16 protein-coding genes are annotated in these 16,846 nt (G+C 63.4%); 7 read left to right on the forward strand and 9 right to left on the reverse strand.

Annotated elements, in window-relative coordinates:
- Nucleotides 1–15 precede the first annotated feature (15 nt).
- From ABE472_RS13010 to ABE472_RS13025, 4 genes are all read left to right on the forward strand, one after another.
- Nucleotides 16–1,314 (forward strand): O-antigen ligase family protein, encoded by a 1,299-nt coding sequence (locus ABE472_RS13010; protein WP_346466375.1) that lies wholly within the window; start codon nucleotides 16–18, stop codon nucleotides 1,312–1,314.
- A gap of 64 nt (nucleotides 1,315–1,378) precedes the next feature.
- Complete coding sequence (locus tag ABE472_RS13015) at nucleotides 1,379–1,834, forward strand: hypothetical protein (RefSeq protein ID WP_346466376.1); 456 nt, start codon at nucleotides 1,379–1,381, stop codon at nucleotides 1,832–1,834.
- Nucleotides 1,831–2,310, forward strand: coding sequence for a glycosyltransferase (locus tag ABE472_RS13020; RefSeq protein ID WP_346466377.1), 480 nt, complete (start codon nucleotides 1,831–1,833; stop codon nucleotides 2,308–2,310). The genes ABE472_RS13015 and ABE472_RS13020 overlap by 4 nt, the downstream gene beginning before the upstream one ends.
- A gap of 2 nt (nucleotides 2,311–2,312) precedes the next feature.
- Nucleotides 2,313–3,065, forward strand: a complete 753-nt coding sequence (locus tag ABE472_RS13025; protein ID WP_346466378.1) for a heparin lyase I family protein — start codon at nucleotides 2,313–2,315, stop codon at nucleotides 3,063–3,065.
- Nucleotides 3,066–3,141: 76 nt separating this feature from the next.
- Here ABE472_RS13025 and ABE472_RS13030 read toward each other — a convergent pair whose 3' ends face one another.
- The 5 genes from ABE472_RS13030 to ABE472_RS13050 all read right to left on the reverse strand — a co-directional run bounded on the left by ABE472_RS13030 (nucleotide 3,142) and on the right by ABE472_RS13050 (nucleotide 8,373).
- The gene (locus ABE472_RS13030) at nucleotides 3,142–5,367 is read right to left on the reverse strand and encodes a YjbH domain-containing protein (protein WP_346466379.1); all 2,226 of its coding nucleotides are present in this window, start codon (nucleotides 5,365–5,367) and stop codon (nucleotides 3,142–3,144) included.
- Nucleotides 5,367–6,158, reverse strand: a complete 792-nt coding sequence (locus ABE472_RS13035) for a capsule biosynthesis GfcC family protein (protein ID WP_346466380.1) — start codon at nucleotides 6,156–6,158, stop codon at nucleotides 5,367–5,369. Before ABE472_RS13035 ends, ABE472_RS13030 begins: the two co-directional genes overlap by 1 nt.
- The gene (locus tag ABE472_RS13040; protein WP_346466381.1) at nucleotides 6,155–6,847 is read right to left on the reverse strand and encodes a YjbF family lipoprotein; all 693 of its coding nucleotides are present in this window, start codon (nucleotides 6,845–6,847) and stop codon (nucleotides 6,155–6,157) included. Before ABE472_RS13040 ends, ABE472_RS13035 begins: the two co-directional genes overlap by 4 nt.
- Nucleotide 6,848: 1 nt before the next feature.
- The gene (locus ABE472_RS13045) at nucleotides 6,849–7,952 is read right to left on the reverse strand and encodes a polysaccharide biosynthesis/export family protein (protein ID WP_346466382.1); all 1,104 of its coding nucleotides are present in this window, start codon (nucleotides 7,950–7,952) and stop codon (nucleotides 6,849–6,851) included.
- Between the two features lie 85 nt (nucleotides 7,953–8,037).
- Nucleotides 8,038–8,373 (reverse strand): hypothetical protein, encoded by a 336-nt coding sequence (locus ABE472_RS13050; protein WP_346466383.1) that lies wholly within the window; start codon nucleotides 8,371–8,373, stop codon nucleotides 8,038–8,040.
- Nucleotides 8,374–8,560: 187 nt separating this feature from the next.
- Here ABE472_RS13050 and ABE472_RS13055 point away from each other — a divergent pair, with 187 nt between their 5' ends.
- Entirely contained in the window at nucleotides 8,561–8,815 is a 255-nt protein-coding gene (locus ABE472_RS13055) for a hypothetical protein (protein ID WP_346466393.1), read from the forward strand.
- Nucleotides 8,808–9,212: a S4 domain-containing protein gene (locus ABE472_RS13060; RefSeq protein WP_070473367.1), complete on the forward strand. Its 405-nt coding sequence runs from the start codon at nucleotides 8,808–8,810 to the stop codon at nucleotides 9,210–9,212. Before ABE472_RS13055 ends, ABE472_RS13060 begins: the two co-directional genes overlap by 8 nt.
- Before the next feature lie 69 nt (nucleotides 9,213–9,281).
- Here ABE472_RS13060 and katG read toward each other — a convergent pair whose 3' ends face one another.
- The 4 genes from katG to ABE472_RS13080 all read right to left on the reverse strand — a co-directional run bounded on the left by katG (nucleotide 9,282) and on the right by ABE472_RS13080 (nucleotide 15,638).
- A complete protein-coding gene (gene katG, locus ABE472_RS13065; protein ID WP_070473365.1) occupies nucleotides 9,282–11,516 on the reverse strand; it encodes a catalase/peroxidase HPI in 2,235 nt (744 codons plus the stop codon).
- A 200-nt stretch (nucleotides 11,517–11,716) separates the two neighbouring features.
- Entirely contained in the window at nucleotides 11,717–12,331 is a 615-nt protein-coding gene (locus ABE472_RS13070) for a DUF937 domain-containing protein (protein WP_346466384.1), read from the reverse strand.
- 203 nt (nucleotides 12,332–12,534) lie between these two features.
- Complete coding sequence (gene mutS, locus ABE472_RS13075; RefSeq protein WP_346466394.1) at nucleotides 12,535–15,090, reverse strand: DNA mismatch repair protein MutS; 2,556 nt, start codon at nucleotides 15,088–15,090, stop codon at nucleotides 12,535–12,537.
- 152 nt (nucleotides 15,091–15,242) lie between these two features.
- Nucleotides 15,243–15,638, reverse strand: coding sequence for a ribonuclease inhibitor (locus ABE472_RS13080; RefSeq protein WP_313211113.1), 396 nt, complete (start codon nucleotides 15,636–15,638; stop codon nucleotides 15,243–15,245).
- Nucleotides 15,639–15,949: 311 nt separating this feature from the next.
- On the opposite strand from ABE472_RS13080, the gene ABE472_RS13085 reads away from it, so the two are divergent.
- Nucleotides 15,950–16,807 (forward strand): CoA ester lyase, encoded by an 858-nt coding sequence (locus ABE472_RS13085; protein ID WP_313217639.1) that lies wholly within the window; start codon nucleotides 15,950–15,952, stop codon nucleotides 16,805–16,807.
- The last annotated feature ends 39 nt before the right edge of the window (nucleotides 16,808–16,846 follow it).

Consider the following 16,846-nt stretch of genomic DNA (forward strand, 5'->3'; position numbering starts at 1 on the left):
ACTGCAGACATCATGATGGCCGCTCTTGATATGACTTATTCACCCTACTCATCTGCTGGGTCGCAGTCCGTCGGAATGATGCGCTGGATCGAGTTGGCGATTCTCTGGGGAACCCCCTTAATGATCGTAGTTGATACGATCAACGGCGGGCTTCTTCGTGGCGGCGGCGTCGAAGGTGTCTCGCAAGTGATCAAGGTTGCGTATATCGGCCTGCTTGCGATCTGCGCTGTCCGTAGTCGATCCGGCCTTCTCACGCTTACAGTCTGCGTGATCTCCAATGTGCTGTTTTTGAGCGTCCATGCACTGGCAGCTGAGGGTTTCTCGGCGATCACACTCGATCTACAGTGGCTACTGCGCTTCAATATGATGTGGCTTGGCTATCACTTCTTTCGCCGTAGTGTGGAGAGGGGCGTGCTTCCACTGCGGTACTGCTTTCGCGTGTTCTGTTTCGTTTCGCTTGTGCTGGGGTTGAATCTAATTCTTGGCACATTGGGCTACGGTTATTCACAATACGGTAAGTATGCTGACGCCGACCAGATCGGTGCTGTCGGGTTCATCTATGCCGGTAACGAGATGTCCTACTTGATGCTGCTATGCCAAGTTATGGTATGTGGCTGGATTTATCATTCCCGAGGCGGCACGGGTAAATACCTCTTGGTCTGCGCCCTTTTCGTATTGGCGTCCATATTGAAGGCCACAAAGGTCGCGATGCTTGGAAGCTTGCTGGTCGCAGTCGCCTTCCCGGTTATGGAGGTGATTAAGGGAATGGTCACGCTGAAACTTAAGTCTTGGCGGGGGCTCGTCCTGTCTGCCGGCATGATCATTTCTATCGTTGTTGCACTGCCCGGCATTGTGTATCTCATTGAAAAGACCGGCTTGCTGCGTCGCATTGAGTACTTCATGGATGAGTACGGATTGCTGTTCACCATCTTTAGTGGGAGAGAGCAATTTCTTGCCGACTTCTTGGACAGGGTATGGCCCAAGTACTCCTGGTGGGAGGTGCTTGTGGGCGTGGGTCGTCAGCGAATGCTCTCGATGCTTGGCAGGCCGGTTGAGATCGATCTTTTTGATCTTCTGGGCGCCTTCGGCATCGCGGGCGCTCTCATCTACTATGGCTTCTTCCTGAAGCGCTTGGCGGCGGGCTTTGTAGGGATGCGCGAGCAGCAGGCAGACCTTGCTACGATCCAAGTCGTCAGCATTATGTTGCTTTTGGCAATCAGCATGACCGCCGGTCATGTTATCTACAGCGGATTGGCCGCACCCTACATTGCGTTGGCAGTTGGTACCTGCTCGGCGCGGTTGTTCGTGCGATGAGTCACAGACCATTTTTGGCGTGTGACGGGATTCTGCATAGTCTTGAGATTTGGAGGGTGGGTTGATGGCACGAGTTAGAAAGGTTCTCGCTGTCGCATCGGGTGGTGGACACTGGATTCAACTGCTGCGGATGCGCCCAGCGTTCGCCGGTTGTGATGTCAGGTTCGTAACCACAATTGAGGGCCTGGCTTCCAAGGTTGCTCCGGTTCGTTGCGATGTTGTTCCCGACGCAAGCATGGACTCGAAGGCGCGCTTGATACTGATGTCCATGCATGTCCTATGGCTAGTCCTGGCGTTCCGCCCCCATGTGGTCATCTCAACTGGCGCGGCGCCTGGTTTCTTTGCCTTGGTCTTTGGCAAGCTGGTTGGTGCTCGTACGATCTGGATCGACAGCATCGCCAATGCTGATGAGCTGTCTCTGGCCGGACGCAAGATTGAGCGGTGGGCGGATCATTGGCTTACACAATGGCCGGAGCTCTCGAAACCGGACGGTCCCCATTACATCGGGAATGTGCTGTGATCTTTCTTACGGTTGGAACACAACTTGGCTTTGATCGTCTGGTGCGCCAAGTCGATGAGTGGGCAGCCGCGTCCGGAATCGAAGTCTTTGGTCAGATTGGTCCTGGGCAATACATCCCTTCCCATTTTCGCTTCGAGCAGTTCGTCCACCCGTCCGAGTTTGAGCGGAGGATGGTTGAGTCCGAGTGCATCGTGTCCCATGCTGGAATGGGGACCATCCTTTCGGCTATGCAGTATGGAAAGCCAGCCTTGCTGATGGCTCGCAGGGCCTCACTGGGCGAGCATAGAAATGAGCATCAATTGTCGACTGCGAGAAAGTTCAAGGACGTATCCTCGTTCCGTTTCGTCGAGACTGCCGCGGACATGGCTAAGGGCTACGAACAGCTCATTGGCGGCCCGGCCGTCCCAGGGGCGGCAGGGGCAGCCGCAGCCAACGATGATTTCCTGCGAAATTTGCGCGAGCTGATCCGCCTATGACTATGTCCATAGTCTTGTCGCGCTCTGCGCTCCATGCCGTGCTCACTGCACTCTTGGCCGCGTTGCCAGCATCCGCAGCGGTTGCAATGCAGGGAGGGCGATCGCAGACGGAGTGGCTGGCCGAGAGACCATTTTCCTACTCCGTTCATGGTAATGAGCGGGCGGAGTACCGATTTGAATGGCGGCGTGACGACTGGGATGGCACCCGCCGTGCGAAGGGCACGGAGTTAAAGACGAAGCCCATGACCGGTCCGAGGCGACAGAAGGTCTCCTTCGAGTTCTGGGTCAACGCGGACGACTATGTGGGTGATTCCAAGCTTGCAATAATCATGCAGTATCACAGCTATCCAGACGAGCATCTTGGGGAGGGGTGGCGCAATCCTATCTCTAGTCTCCTGATCAGGGATGGGCTGCTGCAATACGACTATCGCTCAAGTATTGAGCAGGTCACGCCTAAAGTGGGTAACAAATATCAGTACACCAGCTTTAGGGCAATCAAGCTCGGCGCCCCTCGATGGGGTGCCTGGAACTCAGTGCGCTTCGAGCAGGTCTTCGATCCGTCTAGAGGAGTTGTCGAGATTTTTCTTAATGGGGAAAAAGTATCTGTTGACCCGGCAAAGATAGGATTCAATGATAGGCGTGGGCCATTCCTTAAATTCGGTCTTTACTGCCCGGGTGGTTCCGACAAATCGCGGAAAGTGATTCGCTTCCGCAACGTCATGGTTGACGGAAAGTCGCTGTCCGGGACCTGGTGAGCCATCAGGTAGCTGGTCACTTCGGTGTAACGCGTTGTGCTCTCCGGAGTGAACGCATATGTCGTAAAGAACGGGGTCAGTCTTTGATCTTGTCTAGATTGTCGTAGAAGAGAGTTGTGTCACGCTCACTGGTGATGCCATAGAGTGCATATTTCCTGCCTAGCATGGCCCCGCCGTCGCGGATGAGTGGGTTCCACACGATGGTGGCGCTCGCACGGTTCGATCTGGGCAAGATGGTGTCGAACGGAATCGAGAAGTATATTCCCTTGTCGAAGCTTCCCTCGCCGAACTCGCGAGCTGATACGTTCGTCTTGGTGGCGTATGCGCCCATCGTGACGCCATTCTTGAAGGAACGCGCGAGGTTCACGGTGGCGCCGTAGTCGCCAGCCAGATAGCGGCCTGCACTGAGCGAGCCGACCACGCGCTGATCATGATCGAAGGCGTAGTAGAGCGAAGCATGGCCAGTGGTCATGCTGTAGTCCCGCAAGCCAGTGAGCTGGTCGTAATCGCGCTGTCGTACCCAGTTGACGTTTGCGCCGACTGCCCAGGCTTCGCCAAGAGGGCGATACAGGATTTCTCCGCCAACGCCGGCGTACATCCATTCCAGATAACCGGCGTAGACCATGCCGTAAGTATCTTTTCCAAGTCTGCTGGCGGCGGTGAGTTGGAGATTCGGAACAGTGATGTCCGAGTCAACCATGTACTTGCGGAGATCCGTTCGCACCCGCGGAAGTCGGCTCGGGGCGTTGTACTTGAACTTGTCGTAGTTGTTCAGCAAGTTGCCGCTTACAGTGCCGGTCAACCATACGTTGGGACTGAAGAAGATGCTGCCGGTGTAGTTGGCTGCGATCTGATAGAGGATAAACCCATCGGGGCCACCGACACTCTGGCGGTAGCCCACGTTAAAGCCTCCGCCAAAGCGCTGAAGTGGCGCTCGATACAGTGGTCGCCGTTGCAGTTGCGAGGGATCCGAAGTCTCGACCCCAAGCTTGAGAGCGTCCAGGTCCGACCGATCCTCAACGTAGTCGACAAAGTGTTGGCGCTTGATACTGGTTTCGACAATGGGCATGCCAAGCCGGACGCTGGCAAATGTGAGCCAATCTACTGAAGAGTCAAGCTCATTATGCAAAATGCGCGCTGCGCGTCCCATGCCCTTAGATGCATGGAAGTAGCGAAGTTGGGAGCCGGTGACGACGATTTCCGAACCTCGGCGAGAAATCTCGTCCACGCGGTATCCAGCGTTGGTGCGCAGGCGGCGCGCAATGTCTTCCCAATGCTCTTGTTCCGTCATCGCCGCCGTCTGTTCATTGGAAACTTCGAGCGAGGAGCTATTGTCTCTAATCGTCTGTGTAGCATGCCCGGTAGCTGCGGCAACAGATGTCGATGTGGCTGCGTTGACAGATGCCGCCAGCGGTTCAGGCGGGAGATCGAACGGTTTGGGCGCCGCACGGGCGCGACCTGGGTTGCCGCGAAGAGTCACAGCAAACATGGCAGCGTCGCCACGTTCCCAAGCAGCGGTGAACTGCACGTTCTGGTTGAGGGTGTAGACCAATCCGACATTGACCGGCGTGTTCTGGGGCAGGTTGTTCTTTCTGGGCTCGTGCTTGTAGTCATTGCCGTCATATTCCAGTTTGACGAGCAAGGATTCCCAAGGAGTCTGGTAACTAATCCCACCGAAGACGCCTACGCGTCCTCGAAACATCGAGCTCACTCCGAATTTGCCGGCGTTGTTGATGTCGCTCGTTGGCATCGGGCGAGTATCGAAGCGGTCATCAATGGCACCCAATGGATTACCAATGTCGCCGCGGTTGCCAATGTAGCCGGTCGCAAAACCCAAGCTCGCATCGATGGGGCCAAAACGCTTGTTGGCGACCATGTATTCGCTTGAGAACAGGCCGGTACCGCCAAGGTCTCTGATGCCGAAAGCGACCTCGGGCAACCATCGGCTTTCTTCCCAGAGGCGCAGCTTGAAGTCGATCGATTTGTCCTTGTAGTTCTGGTCCCCGCTTACATTCGGGTTTCCATATCTGATGTTGGACACATTGATATAGCGGAACGATCCCTCCAGCCATGGGAACGGCTGCATCGTCAGGTTGTAGCGGCTGTAAGGCGAGTTGTGCGAGGCAGTAAAGCTGATCTCGCCGTCATCGGCCATGCGAGCACTCGGCGTCTGCAACAAGCCCATGCCGCCCCATTCGCTTGCTGTAGCGGGCGGCGCTTCCTGCGCATGCAGGCAGGCGGATGTCGCCAATGCCAATGCTGAGAAGGCCAAGGTAGCGAAATGTCTGGAACGGACGTGCATCAAGGTGCTACTCGCGGATTGGGCAGCGGCTGCGTCGCGAGGAATGCGGCGAACTGCGTGTTGAACTCTGGATCGATGTCTTTCATCAGTCTTGCGGCGATGGGGACATAGATCGTGCCGCCAGGTGCGACGGCCTGCAGGTCTGCGCGGTTCCACAGCGCAATACCGATGATCTGTACGTGTCCATCCGGCTGGATCACGTGGACTTCGTCCTTGTCTGCCACGCGGTTCGATGGGCATGCAGCCAGATAATGGGTGACATCCGCGGTAGGTCGATGCGGAAGCTCGCAGGCCTGATCCAGCGCGCCCACGACGCGAACGGTGTCTGGCCTGGCGGGGTACCGCACTATGTCCGACGGCATGGCGACCGGGTTGGATGACTTGCGCGTCTGCATCAGGCGCGGCTCGAGCTCTGCCACCACCCGGCCAGTTGCTGGAAGGTCGGTCAGTTGCCTTGAAAGGCTGGAGGCAAGTTTGCTGGCTGCTTCGTCCTGGCTCTGCTGCAGCACCTTCAGGTCGTAGAGCAACCCGGCCTTGAGGCGTACCTGTTGGACGCGCGCGCTTTCGCGCAGCAGCGAGGCACCCGTAACGTAGCTGTCCGGCCTGGGCATGGCGGCGATCAGGGCATCCGCCAGGCGCGCTCCTGCAGGCAGGGCGTATACGCCAGGCGCATTGACCGCGCCCTCAACGGTAACTTCTACCGTATCGGCCACGGGCTGCGCCGCAGCCTCATGTGCGATGAAGAAGGGCAGGGTGGAACACAGGATCAGGCAGTAGCGCAGCATGGTCATTGGCCAGGGCGGAAGGGTTTGAGCTGCTCGGTCTCCACGGCATAGCCGGGGGCGAGGTACTGGCGGCTCTTCCAGATGAACCCGGAGCGCTCATCCACCCAATAGATATTCGTCTCTCGGAAACCAGGGCCGGAGAGCTTCTCTTCATAGCGCACCAGACTGAGTGGGCGTTCCAGGATGACCACCTTCTCGGGGCCGACCTTCGTGAGCGTGCCCGTCACCGGTACGCTCATTTGATATGCCGGGATCCAGTCGTACTCGCGCTGCACGCGGGAAGCGCCCTGCAGTGAGCCGAGATCATCGAATGGCGATGGCCCGGTGATGCGCGCGGCGTAGCTGCGGCCGATGCCCGAGGTCGCACTGACCAGGCCGTTGCCCTGCAGGTAGAAGACTGCGTCGCCGCCGGCGATCCATGCTTGGCGCCCTGCATCCACGAACCCGAGCACGAGGACGCCATTGACGTCCGGTGCGCGCAACTGCAGCTGCGGGAAGCGCACAGCTGCGACCTGTGCGGGGGTCGCGCTCGGCTTGGAAATGAAGATCAGGCGCAGCGCGTCGGCGCTGGAACGGCTCACGGTCGTGCAGCTGCTGGTCAAGGCGGCAAGGGCCACCAGCGCAGCGATGCCAATGGCGCGGCCCCACCCGCCACGCGCGTTGAAGCGCGTGGCGTCATGCTGCATAGGACGCATGTTAGTTCCCGACTTCGCTCTCGGTACGAGCGGCGGTGTAGAGGATGTTGGTGAACGGCAGCAGCTGGTTCACGAAGCGGTTCCAGCGCGTTACGCCTGCGGCGCCCACGAACACCACGTCGCCGGGCTGCAGCATGAACTGGCTGCCCACGGCGAATGCGGTGGGTGAACGGGCTTCCAGGTGGTAGATCACCGACGGTGCCTTCTGTAGGTCCTTCGACCCGCGGATGACATACACCGCATTGCCATTCGAGGTGGCCTGGGTGAGGCCGCGGGCGCGGCCGATCGCCTGGTTCAGCGAAATGTCGGACGTGCGGAAGCTAAAGGCACCGGGCTGGGTGACTTCACCCACGACGAAAATCTCTTTCCGATCCAGATACGGCACGTAGATCGAGTCGCCGTTCTTCAGGTAGATCGGTCGGCCGCCATGCTGGCGGGCGACGGTTTCGATGTCGATCGAGTAGGTGACGCCGTCGCGGCTGAGCTGGATGCCGGAAAGATCGGCCTGGCTGGCATTGAGGCCGGCCTGGCTGATCGCATCGGAGAGCGTGAGCGGCGTTGTCGTCAGCGGGACCGAGGTCGAGCGCTCGGCAGCGCCGGTGATCCAGACGCGCTGGCTGGCGTAGGTCAGCACCGAGGTATCCACCTGCGGCGCCTCGATGTACTTGGCCAACCGCTCGGTGATTTCCGCGCGAAGCTCTACCGGGGTCTTGCCGGCCGCCTGCACTTTGCCGATGTACGGGTAGAAGAGTGTGCCGTCGCCCTGCACCAGTCGCCCGGCCAGGTTGCCTTGCTGCTGCGAACCGGCAGGCACGGTCAGCTCCGGGTGGTCCCACACGGTGATGTACAGCATGTCGCCGGGGCCTACACGGTAGGGCTCGGCCTGATAATCCAGCAGTGCAGCCGGCAGTACCTGTTCGGCCTGGGACGCATCGTTCATGGCGATGAGCTTCGGCGTGATCGGGATCATCTCAAGGCGACCGTCTTCGCTGGAGCGGTTCGCTGAAACGTCGCTGTGGCGCAGGTGTTGGCCGGGGGCCAGCATACAGCCGGACAGGAGCAGGGTCGCCGCGATGGCGGCCGGCAGGCACAGGGGCTTCATCATCATCTTCATCAAGGTTTTACGGCAGGCATAAAAAACCCTCGCCAAGCTGGGCCCGGCGAGGGCTTGAGTGCGGAACTAAGAGCGATTAACCGCCCGTGCCGCCGGTACCACCCGTGCCGCCGGTGCCGCCCGTACCACCGGTGCCGCCCGGGCCGCCCGGGCCGCCGGGGCCACCTTCGTTGCCGCCCGGATCCTTTTCACCGCTCGAGCTGTCGCCGCCGATGCTGTACAGCACGGCTGCCGCTGCGATGGAGGCACCCACGGTTGCTACGACTGCGGTGGTGGAGTATGCGGAGGCTTCGGCACCTGCCACTTCGGTGGCGGTTTCCGGCTCAGCAGCGGGGGCATCCTGGGGGGCAGCCATCACCGGAGAGGCGGACAGGCCCACCAGGGCCAGCACTGCGATCGTCTTCTTAAACATGAGGGGTCTCCTACTCCGTTAGGGAAAATAGCCCGTCTATGGTGACCAGCCGGGAAGCAAGAGTCAACCCACACTGAATGAGGGGAGGCCGTTGCACCAGATTGCAAGCAGGCCAGCGGCCGCCGATGATGAAACCCGCCCAAGGTGGGCCGCCTGTGGAGGCATGATGAGGACTGCATCCGTGAACATGCGCCGGTCGAGCGTGCCGCTGCTCTTGATTGCCGCCAGCCTGGCCGCATGTTCCACCTCGGAGCGCTTGGGCGATGCCCAGGTAAGGCCCATGGACCGACCGGAATGCCAGGTCGGCAGCCAGCGCCGCGATCTGGATGCCGGAGTGCCGGCGCTGATCGGTGGCACGGGGTGCCGCGGCAATCCGGACGCGACGCAACCGCTTAACCGACAACCGGCCAACGCCGTGGAGCTGGGTAGAAAGCATGACTGAAGCAACACCGGTAGCCGCCGTGCGGCTGGACGTGTGGCTGTGGGCCGCACGGTTTTTCCGGACCCGCAGCCTGGCCAAACAGGCGGTGGAAACCGGCAAGGTGGACGTGGCCGGGCAGCGTCCGAAATCCTCGCGCGCGGTGCGCGTGGGCGAAGCGCTGCAGATCAGCCGTGGCGATGAAGTGTTCGAGATCGAGGTCCGTGGCCTGAGCGATATGCGCGGCCCGGCACCGGTGGCGCAGCAGTTATATGTCGAAAGTGAAACGTCGCTGGCTCGCCGCGCGGAGGTGCGCCTGCAGCGTGCGGCGGCGAAGAACGGTTACCTGCCGCCGGAGCACAAGCCGGACAAGCGTGCGCGTCGATTGATCCGTGCGCTGGGCGATCTGGACGCGCTGTGAGGGGCGCCCTGCAGAAATGAAAAGACCGGGCCAGTGGGCCCGGTCTTCGTGTGTGCCTGCGACAGCGGATCAGCGCAGGTCGTAGCGGTCCAGCTCCATCACCCGCGCCCAGGCAGCGACGAAGTCGCGAACGAACTTCTTCTCGCCGTCCGCGCTGGCGTAGACCTCGGCCAGTGCACGCAACACCGAGTTCGAGCCGAACACCAGGTCCACGCGGCTGCCGCTCCAGCGCTGCGCGCCGGTGCTGCGGTCGCGGCCGCTGTAGCCATCGCCGTTGGCCACCCACTGCGTGCGCATGTCGAGCAGGTTGACGAAGAAGTCGTTGCTCAACGTGCCGACGCGATCGGTGAACACGCCGTCCTGGCTGCCGCCGACGTTGGTGCCGATCACGCGCAGGCCACCGACCAGTGCGGTCATTTCCGGGGCGGTCAGCGTGAGCAGCTGTGCGCGGTCGATCAGCATCGCCTCGGCAGGCACGGCGTAACGGCCCTTGACGTAGTTGCGGAACCCATCGGCGTACGGTTCCAGCACCGAGAACGAGTCGACATCGGTCTGCGCCTGGCTGGCATCGGTGCGGCCCGGGTTGAACGGCACGCTCACCTCATGGCCACCGGCCTTGGCCGCCTGCTCGACGCCGACATTGCCGGCCAGCACGATCAGGTCGGCCAGCGACACCTGAGCACCGCCATCGCCCTTGAAGCCGCTCTGGATCTTCTCCAGCGCGGCCAGCACCTTGCCCAGCTGCTGCGGCTGGTTGACCGCCCAGTCCTTCTGCGGGGCCAGGCGCACGCGCGCACCATTGGCGCCACCGCGTTTGTCCGAACCGCGGAAGGTGGACGCCGACGCCCACGCGGTGGAGACCAGCTCACCTACGCTCAGCCCGGCCGCAGCAATCTGCTGTTTCAGCGAGGCAATGTCCTGCGCGCTGATCGTGGCCTGGGGGGCTGCCGGCACCGGATCCTGCCAGACGAATTCTTCGGCCGGAATCTCCGGCCCCAGGTAGCGTGCGCGCGGGCCCATGTCGCGATGGGTCAACTTGAACCACGCACGGGCGAAGGCATCGGCAAAGGCCTGCGGGTCGGCCAGGAAGCGACGCGAGATCTTTTCGTACGCCGGGTCCACCCGCAGCGACAGGTCGGTGGTGAGCATGGTCGGGCGATGCTTCTTCGACGGATCGTGCGCATCGGGAATGATCGCCTCGCTGTCCTTGGCTACCCACTGGTGCGCACCGGCCGGGCTCTTGGTCAGCTCCCACTCGTGGCCGAACAGGATCTCGAAGAAGTCGTGGCTCCACTGCGCCGGTGTGCGCGTCCAGGTCACTTCCAGGCCACTGGTGATGGTGTCGCCGCCCTTGCCGGTGCCGAATCGGTTGGCCCAGCCCAGGCCCTGGCTTTCCAGCCCGGCCGCTTCTGGTTCCACATCGACGTTGTCGGCCGGGCCGGCGCCGTGAGTCTTGCCGAAGCTGTGGCCACCGGCGATCAGGGCGACGGTTTCCTCATCGTCCATGGCCATGCGGCCGAAGGTATCGCGGATGTCGAATGCCGCCTTGAGCGGATCGGGGTTGCCGTCCGGGCCTTCCGGATTGACGTAGATCAGGCCCATCTGCACGGCGGCCAGCGGGTTCTCGAGATCGCGTGAGTGGATGTCGCCGTCCGCGTCGTCATCGGAGACCAGCACACCGTGGTCTTCCTGCACGCCTTCAGAGCCGTGCGCATACCGCACGTCGCCGCCCAGCCAGGTGGTTTCGCGGCCCCAGTACACGTCCTGGTCCGGTTCCCAGGTATCGGGGCGGCCGCCGGCGAAGCCCAACGTCTTGAAGCCCATCGATTCCAGTGCGACGTTGCCGGTCAGCACCAGCAGGTCGGCCCAGGAGATTGCCTGGCCATACTTCTGCTTGATCGGCCACAGCAGGCGGCGGGCCTTGTCCAGGCTGACATTGTCCGGCCAGCTGTTGAGCGGTGCGAAGCGCTGCTGGCCGCGGCCGGCGCCACCCCGGCCATCGCCGATGCGGTAGGTGCCGGCGCTGTGCCAGGCCATGCGCACGAACAGGCCGCCGTAATGGCCGAAGTCGGCTGGCCACCAGTCCTGCGAGTCGGTCATCAAGGCCTTGAGGTCGGCCTTGAGCGCGGCGTAATCCAGGCCCTTGAAGGCCTCGGCGTAATCGAAGGTGTCATCCAGCGGCTGTGAGCGGCTCGAGTGCTGGTTGAGCAGATCCACCCGCAGCTGCTTGGGCCACCAGTCCCGGTTGGTGGTGGCATCGCCGACGAGGGCGTGGTTGAACGGACACTTGGCTTCGCTTTTCATGGGTATCTACCTGTGTACTGGCGAACGTGGCCACCATCGGCGTGGGGAGGCGATGGCGACGTCGGGAAGGTTGCCCGCACACCTGGCCGTAAAGCACCGCGATGTGAAGGCGTGCCCACACGGTAATCACTGCCGTTCATTCGGTACATTCGAATGAATCAACCAATGCGATAGGCGCAGGCTATTTCGAGCGATTGCCTTCAGCGCTTGCCGAACAGACCGCCGCCGAGCTTGAGCAGATCGCCGACGCCCAGCTGCCCATCTCCGTCCTGGTCCAGCACGGAGGTCAGCAGGCCACCGCTGTTGGCGCTCTGGGCTTCCTGGCCGAGGGCCTGGCTGAGCTGGCCGGGGCTGGCGTTGCCGCCGCTGGCGAAGCGCTGGGCCAAATAGGACATCACGATCGGCGCAAGGATCGCGAGCAGCTGGCTGGTCTTGCTGCTGTCCAGCCCGGTGGCCTGGCTCAGGCCCTGGGTGGCACGGTCAGTGTTGCCGCCGAAGACGTGGCCGAGGATCCCGGCACCGTTGGTGGCATTGCCGCCACCGCCGCCCAGCACGCTGCCGACCAGCCCGCCCAGATCGAAGCCGCTCCCGGCACCGGCCGGCGCATGATCACGCTGCAGCGCGCCCAGCAGTGCCTGTGCGCCTTGAGGTTCCTGCGCATTGCGGCCCATCGCGCCGAGCAGCAGGGGCAGGGCGGCGCCGACCGCGGTGCTGGCCTGGTTGGGGTCGATGCCCAGCTGCTGGGATACCTGCTGCAGGCCTTGGCCCTGCTGCAGTTGCTGGAAGAGGGACGCGGCAAGTGATTCGGTATTCACGGCGGACTCCAGGGCAGGGATGGGGACCGCCCGAGCATAGCGCTGCGTTCACTACGGGAATGCGAAGAATCCACGCGGGCCCGCGCGGACACCCGACCAACGGTCGGGTGCTACCGGCTCTGCGGGGAGCCGGCCAGCGGCCGGCACTACCGCGCTGTGGCGGTAGGCCACGACCGTTGGTCGTGGCCAGCCCGGACGCTCCCTCAGAGCAGCGTCTTCAACCGGTACAGCGCTTCCAGTGCCTGCTTCGGGGTGAGCTCGTCCGGATCGATCGCGGCCAGCGCATCCTGTGCGGCGGTATTGGGTGCGTTGAACAGCCCGAACTGCTGCGGTGCATCCAGCGCCTGCGCGGCCACCACGGCGGACTGCGTCTCATGGCTGCGCTGCTCCAGCTCGGCCAAACGGCGCCGCGCCTGGGCGACGGTCGATTTCGGCAGGCCGGCCAATGCGGCCACCTGCAGGCCGAAGCTGCGGTTGGCCGGGCCATCCTTCACGGCGTGCATGAACACCAGCGCGTCGCCGTGTTCCACCGCATCCAGGTGCACGTTGGCGATGCCGCTGGCGCCGCCTTCGTGCTGTTCGTCGGCCAGCGCGGTCAGCTCGAAGTAATGCGTGGCGAACAGCGTGTAGCAGCGGTTCTGGTAAGCCAGATGCCGTGCGACCGCATCGGCCAGTGCCAGGCCGTCGTAGGTGGACGTGCCGCGGCCGATCTCGTCCATCAGCACCAGCGACTGTGCGCTGGCGTGGTGCAGGATGTAGCTGGTCTCGGCCATTTCGACCATGAAGGTCGACTGTCCACGGGCCAGATCGTCGCCGGCGCCGATACGGGTCAGGATGCGGTCGATCGGGCCGATCACCGCGCGGCTGGCCGGCACGAAGCTGCCGATGTGGGCCAGCAGCACGATCAGTGCGTTCTGGCGCATGTAGGTGGATTTACCGCCCATGTTCGGGCCGGTGATGACCAGCATGCGGCGGTCGGGATGCAGGTCCAGATCGTTCGGTTCGAACGGCTGCTCGCGTACCGCTTCGACCACCGGATGACGCCCGCGCTCGATCTTCAGGCACGGCCCGGTCTCCAGTTCCGGTCGCGCCCAGTCCAGGGCCTGCGCGCGTTCGGCGAAGCCGGCCAGCACATCCAGCTCGCTCAGCGCGGCGGCGCACTGCTTGAGCGGCTCCAGCCCGCTGGCGAGGATGTCCAGCAGTTGTTCGTACAGGAACTTCTCGCGGGTCAGCGAGCGTTCCCGCGCGGACAGCACCTTGTCTTCGAAGGACTTCAGTTCTTCGGTGATGTAGCGCTCGGCATTGGTCAGCGTCTGGCGGCGCGTGTAATGCACCGGCGCCTTCTCCGACTGCCCCTTGCTGATTTCGATGTAGTAGCCGTGCACGCGGTTGTAGCCGACCTTCAGCGTGGCGATGCCGCTGCTGATGCGCTCGCGCTGTTCCAGATCGATCAGGAACTGGTCCGCATGCGTGGAGAGGCGACGCAGCTCGTCGAGCTCGGCGTCGTAGCCTTCGGCGATGACGCCGCCATCGCTGAGCTTCAGCGGCGGGGTCGGGGCGATCGCGCTGGCCAGCAGATGCGCGCATTCGTCATGCGAGCCCAGCGCATCGTGCAGCGCGATCAGCCGCGGCGAATCCAGCGGGGCCAGCACCGCGCGCACCTCGGGGAGCAGGCCCAGGCCATCGCGCAGCGTGGAGAAATCGCGGGGGCGCGCCGAGCGCAGCGCCACGCGGGTGAGGATGCGTTCCAGATCACCCAGTGCACGGAAGGCATCGCGCACGTCGCCCTCGGCGCCGCGATCGATCAGCGTAGCGACCGCATCGTGGCGGTGCACCAGCACTTCGCGCAGGCGCAGCGGGCGGTGCAGCCAGCGCCGCAGCAGGCGACCGCCCATCGGCGTCACCGTGGTATCGAGCACGCCGAGCAGGGTGTTGCGGGTATCGCCATCGACGCGCGTATCCAGCTCCAGATGGCGGCGCGTGGCCGCGTTCATGGCAATGGCTTCGCTCGCGGTTTCGGTGGCGATCGCGGTGAGGTGCGGCAGGCGTTGCTTCTGGGTCTCTTCGACATAGCCCAGCAGGGCACCGGCGGCCGCGGTGGCGCGCGGCTTGTCGTCGATGCCGAAGCCGGTCAGGTCATGCAGCTTGAAGAAATTCAGCAGCTGGCGGCGGCCGCTGTCGGCATCGAACAGCCAGGGCGCGCGCCGGCGGATGCCATTGCGGTACTGCAGGAAGGCGGGCCAGTTCTCTTCATCGGGCACCAGCAGCTCGGCCGGTTCCAGGCGCGCGAGCTCGGCTTCCAGCGCATCGTCCGAATCGACTTCGTTGACCAGGAAGCGGCCACCGGCCAGATCGGCCCAGGCCAGGCCGTAGCCATTCTTGCCCCGCGAGAGGGCCATCAGCAGGGTGTCGCGGCGCTCGTCCAGCAACGCTTCGTCAGTGACGGTGCCGGGGGTGACGATGCGCACCACCTTGCGCTCGACCAGGCCTTTGGCCAGCGCCGGGTCGCCGATCTGCTCGCAGATCGCCACGGACTCGCCCAGGGCGACCAGACGCGCCAGATAGCCTTCGTAGGCATGCACGGGCACACCGGCCATCGGGATCGGCGCGCCGCCGGAGCTGCCGCGCTGGGTCAGGGTGATGTCCAGCAGCCGCGCCGCCTTGCGGGCGTCGTCGTAGAACAGCTCGTAGAAATCGCCCATCCGGAAGAAGAGCAGCAGGTCCGGGTAGTCGGACTTGGCGGCGAAGAACTGCTTCATCAGCGGGGTGTGTTCGGGCTGCTTCTCTGTCACGCGGGGGCCATCACAGTCGGGGGCAGCCCGGAAGGCCGCCTGGTCGGCCATTGTAGGGGAGGGGGCGGGCAGGGCGAAGGGCATGCGGTTCAAGCGGCACGGGCGCGCCCCGCAGCCGCTCAGTCCGTGCGCAGCTGCAAGGTGGGATGGGCGGCGAATACCTCCAGGATGATGTCGAAATAGGTCTGGCCGACGCCGCGTTCCAGCGCGTCCAGCTGGGTGGCGATTCTCGCGGCATTGAACACGCCGGGCCGCGCCTGTTTTTCCTGCAGCCAGGCGCGGGTGGCCGCCACCCCGAGCGCGGCGCGGCTGTGTGCGATGTGTGTCCAGTGCACGGTGGCGGATGCGTGCCCGGCCAGTGCGCCGTAGCCGCCGTAGAGCAGGTCATCCAGCGCATCCAGGCTTGGGGCCAGTTGCCAGTCCTCGCTGGCCATGAACACGCGGTTGATCTCGGCGTAGAAGCCGGCGATGTCGTGGATGGCGCTTCCATCCAGCACCAGGGTGGGGCCGGTCATGCCGAGCTCTGCGCGTGCAGGTGCTGCATGCACCGGACGATGGTTGTCGACGGCAGGGTGGGTTCATGCATCGGCAGCAGTCCTCGTGACGCGTTTGGTGGGTGACCGCCCGAGACGCGACGTGGGCGGTCACCACGGCAGGTTCCAGCAATGGATTGTGCGGGCAACACGGTGATGTTCGACGCTGTTCTGCTCGTGGTGCACTGCAGCGCAGTGGGCGGTCAAAACAAATGCTATCCAATGAATGTCCGGGACCGCACTTTTAAAGGGCTTCCAATTCTGCAGACTGCGCGGGTTGATGAGGGAAAACCATGCGTAGCAAGCTGTTCGTCCCCGGCGCCCGACCGGAACTGTTCGACAAGGCCATGGCCGGCGAGGCCGATGCGCTCTCTTTCGACCTGGAGGATTCGGTGCCCGAGGCCGGCAAGGCCCAGGCCCGCGACCAGGTCGCCGGCTTCCTGCGCCGCGTGCGGGGCGGCGCCGGTGACAAGCAGTTGATCGTGCGCAGCAACGGTACCGACAGCGCCCATTTCGGCGCGGACCTGGATGCCGTGGCGCTCCCCGGTGTGGACTTGCTCAACCTGCCCAAGATTGAATCGGTGGCGCAGCTGCTGGCGGCCATCGTCCGGCTGGAACAGGCTGAGCAGCGCAATGGCGTGACGCGCCCGATCGGGCTGCTGATCAACATCGAAACCCCCAAGGCCCTGCGCATCGCCGCCGAACTGGCCGGCGCGCACCCGCGCGTGGCCGGATTGCAGTTGGGACTGGGCGACCTGTTTTCGCCCAACGGCATCGACCGTGAGCCGAGCAATGTGCATGCCACGCTGTTCGCGCTGCGGTTGGCGGCCGCCGAAGCCCAGGTGTTCGCCTGCGACGGCGCATTTCCGGACGTGGCTGACAGCGACGGCTTCCTGGCCGAGGCGCAGATGGCCCGGCAGTTGGGCTTCATCGGCAAAAGCTGCATCCACCCGCGCCAGGTTGCCCTGGCCAACGCCACCTTCAGCGTGCCGCCGGCGATGCTCGCGGAGGCGCAGCGGATTGTTGCCGCCGCCGCCGGTGCCGAAGGGCAGGGACACGGCGCGTTCCTGTTTGAAGGCCGGATGATCGATCTGCCGTACCTGCGCCGTGCTCAAGCCCTGCTTGCCGCGTCTTCTCCCCCGGTTGCCTGATTGCGGTATCGGGATGCATCGACCACTGTCTCTTATCTG

It is taken from the genome of Stenotrophomonas sp. TWI809, from assembly GCF_039673205.1.
Taxonomy (GTDB): domain Bacteria; phylum Pseudomonadota; class Gammaproteobacteria; order Xanthomonadales; family Xanthomonadaceae; genus Stenotrophomonas.

Excerpts from the sequence above, each read along its gene's own strand:
- ABE472_RS13010 (WP_346466375.1), top strand. The coding sequence starts at position 16 with ATGGCCGCTCTTGATATGACTTATTCACCCTACTCATCTGCTGGGTCG.
- ABE472_RS13015 (WP_346466376.1), top strand. The coding sequence starts at position 1,379 with ATGGCACGAGTTAGAAAGGTTCTCGCTGTCGCATCGGGTGGTGGACAC.
- ABE472_RS13025 (WP_346466378.1), top strand. The coding sequence starts at position 2,313 with ATGTCCATAGTCTTGTCGCGCTCTGCGCTCCATGCCGTGCTCACTGCA.
- ABE472_RS13030 (WP_346466379.1), bottom strand. The coding sequence starts at position 5,367 with ATGCACGTCCGTTCCAGACATTTCGCTACCTTGGCCTTCTCAGCATTG.
- ABE472_RS13035 (WP_346466380.1), bottom strand. The coding sequence starts at position 6,158 with ATGACCATGCTGCGCTACTGCCTGATCCTGTGTTCCACCCTGCCCTTC.
- ABE472_RS13040 (WP_346466381.1), bottom strand. The coding sequence starts at position 6,847 with ATGCGTCCTATGCAGCATGACGCCACGCGCTTCAACGCGCGTGGCGGG.
- ABE472_RS13045 (WP_346466382.1), bottom strand. The coding sequence starts at position 7,952 with ATGATGAAGCCCCTGTGCCTGCCGGCCGCCATCGCGGCGACCCTGCTC.
- ABE472_RS13050 (WP_346466383.1), bottom strand. The coding sequence starts at position 8,373 with ATGTTTAAGAAGACGATCGCAGTGCTGGCCCTGGTGGGCCTGTCCGCC.
- ABE472_RS13055 (WP_346466393.1), top strand. The coding sequence starts at position 8,561 with ATGCGCCGGTCGAGCGTGCCGCTGCTCTTGATTGCCGCCAGCCTGGCC.
- ABE472_RS13060 (WP_070473367.1), top strand. The coding sequence starts at position 8,808 with ATGACTGAAGCAACACCGGTAGCCGCCGTGCGGCTGGACGTGTGGCTG.
- katG (WP_070473365.1), bottom strand. The coding sequence starts at position 11,516 with ATGAAAAGCGAAGCCAAGTGTCCGTTCAACCACGCCCTCGTCGGCGAT.
- mutS (WP_346466394.1), bottom strand. The coding sequence starts at position 15,090 with ATGAAGCAGTTCTTCGCCGCCAAGTCCGACTACCCGGACCTGCTGCTC.
- ABE472_RS13080 (WP_313211113.1), bottom strand. The coding sequence starts at position 15,638 with ATGACCGGCCCCACCCTGGTGCTGGATGGAAGCGCCATCCACGACATC.
- ABE472_RS13085 (WP_313217639.1), top strand. The coding sequence starts at position 15,950 with ATGCGTAGCAAGCTGTTCGTCCCCGGCGCCCGACCGGAACTGTTCGAC.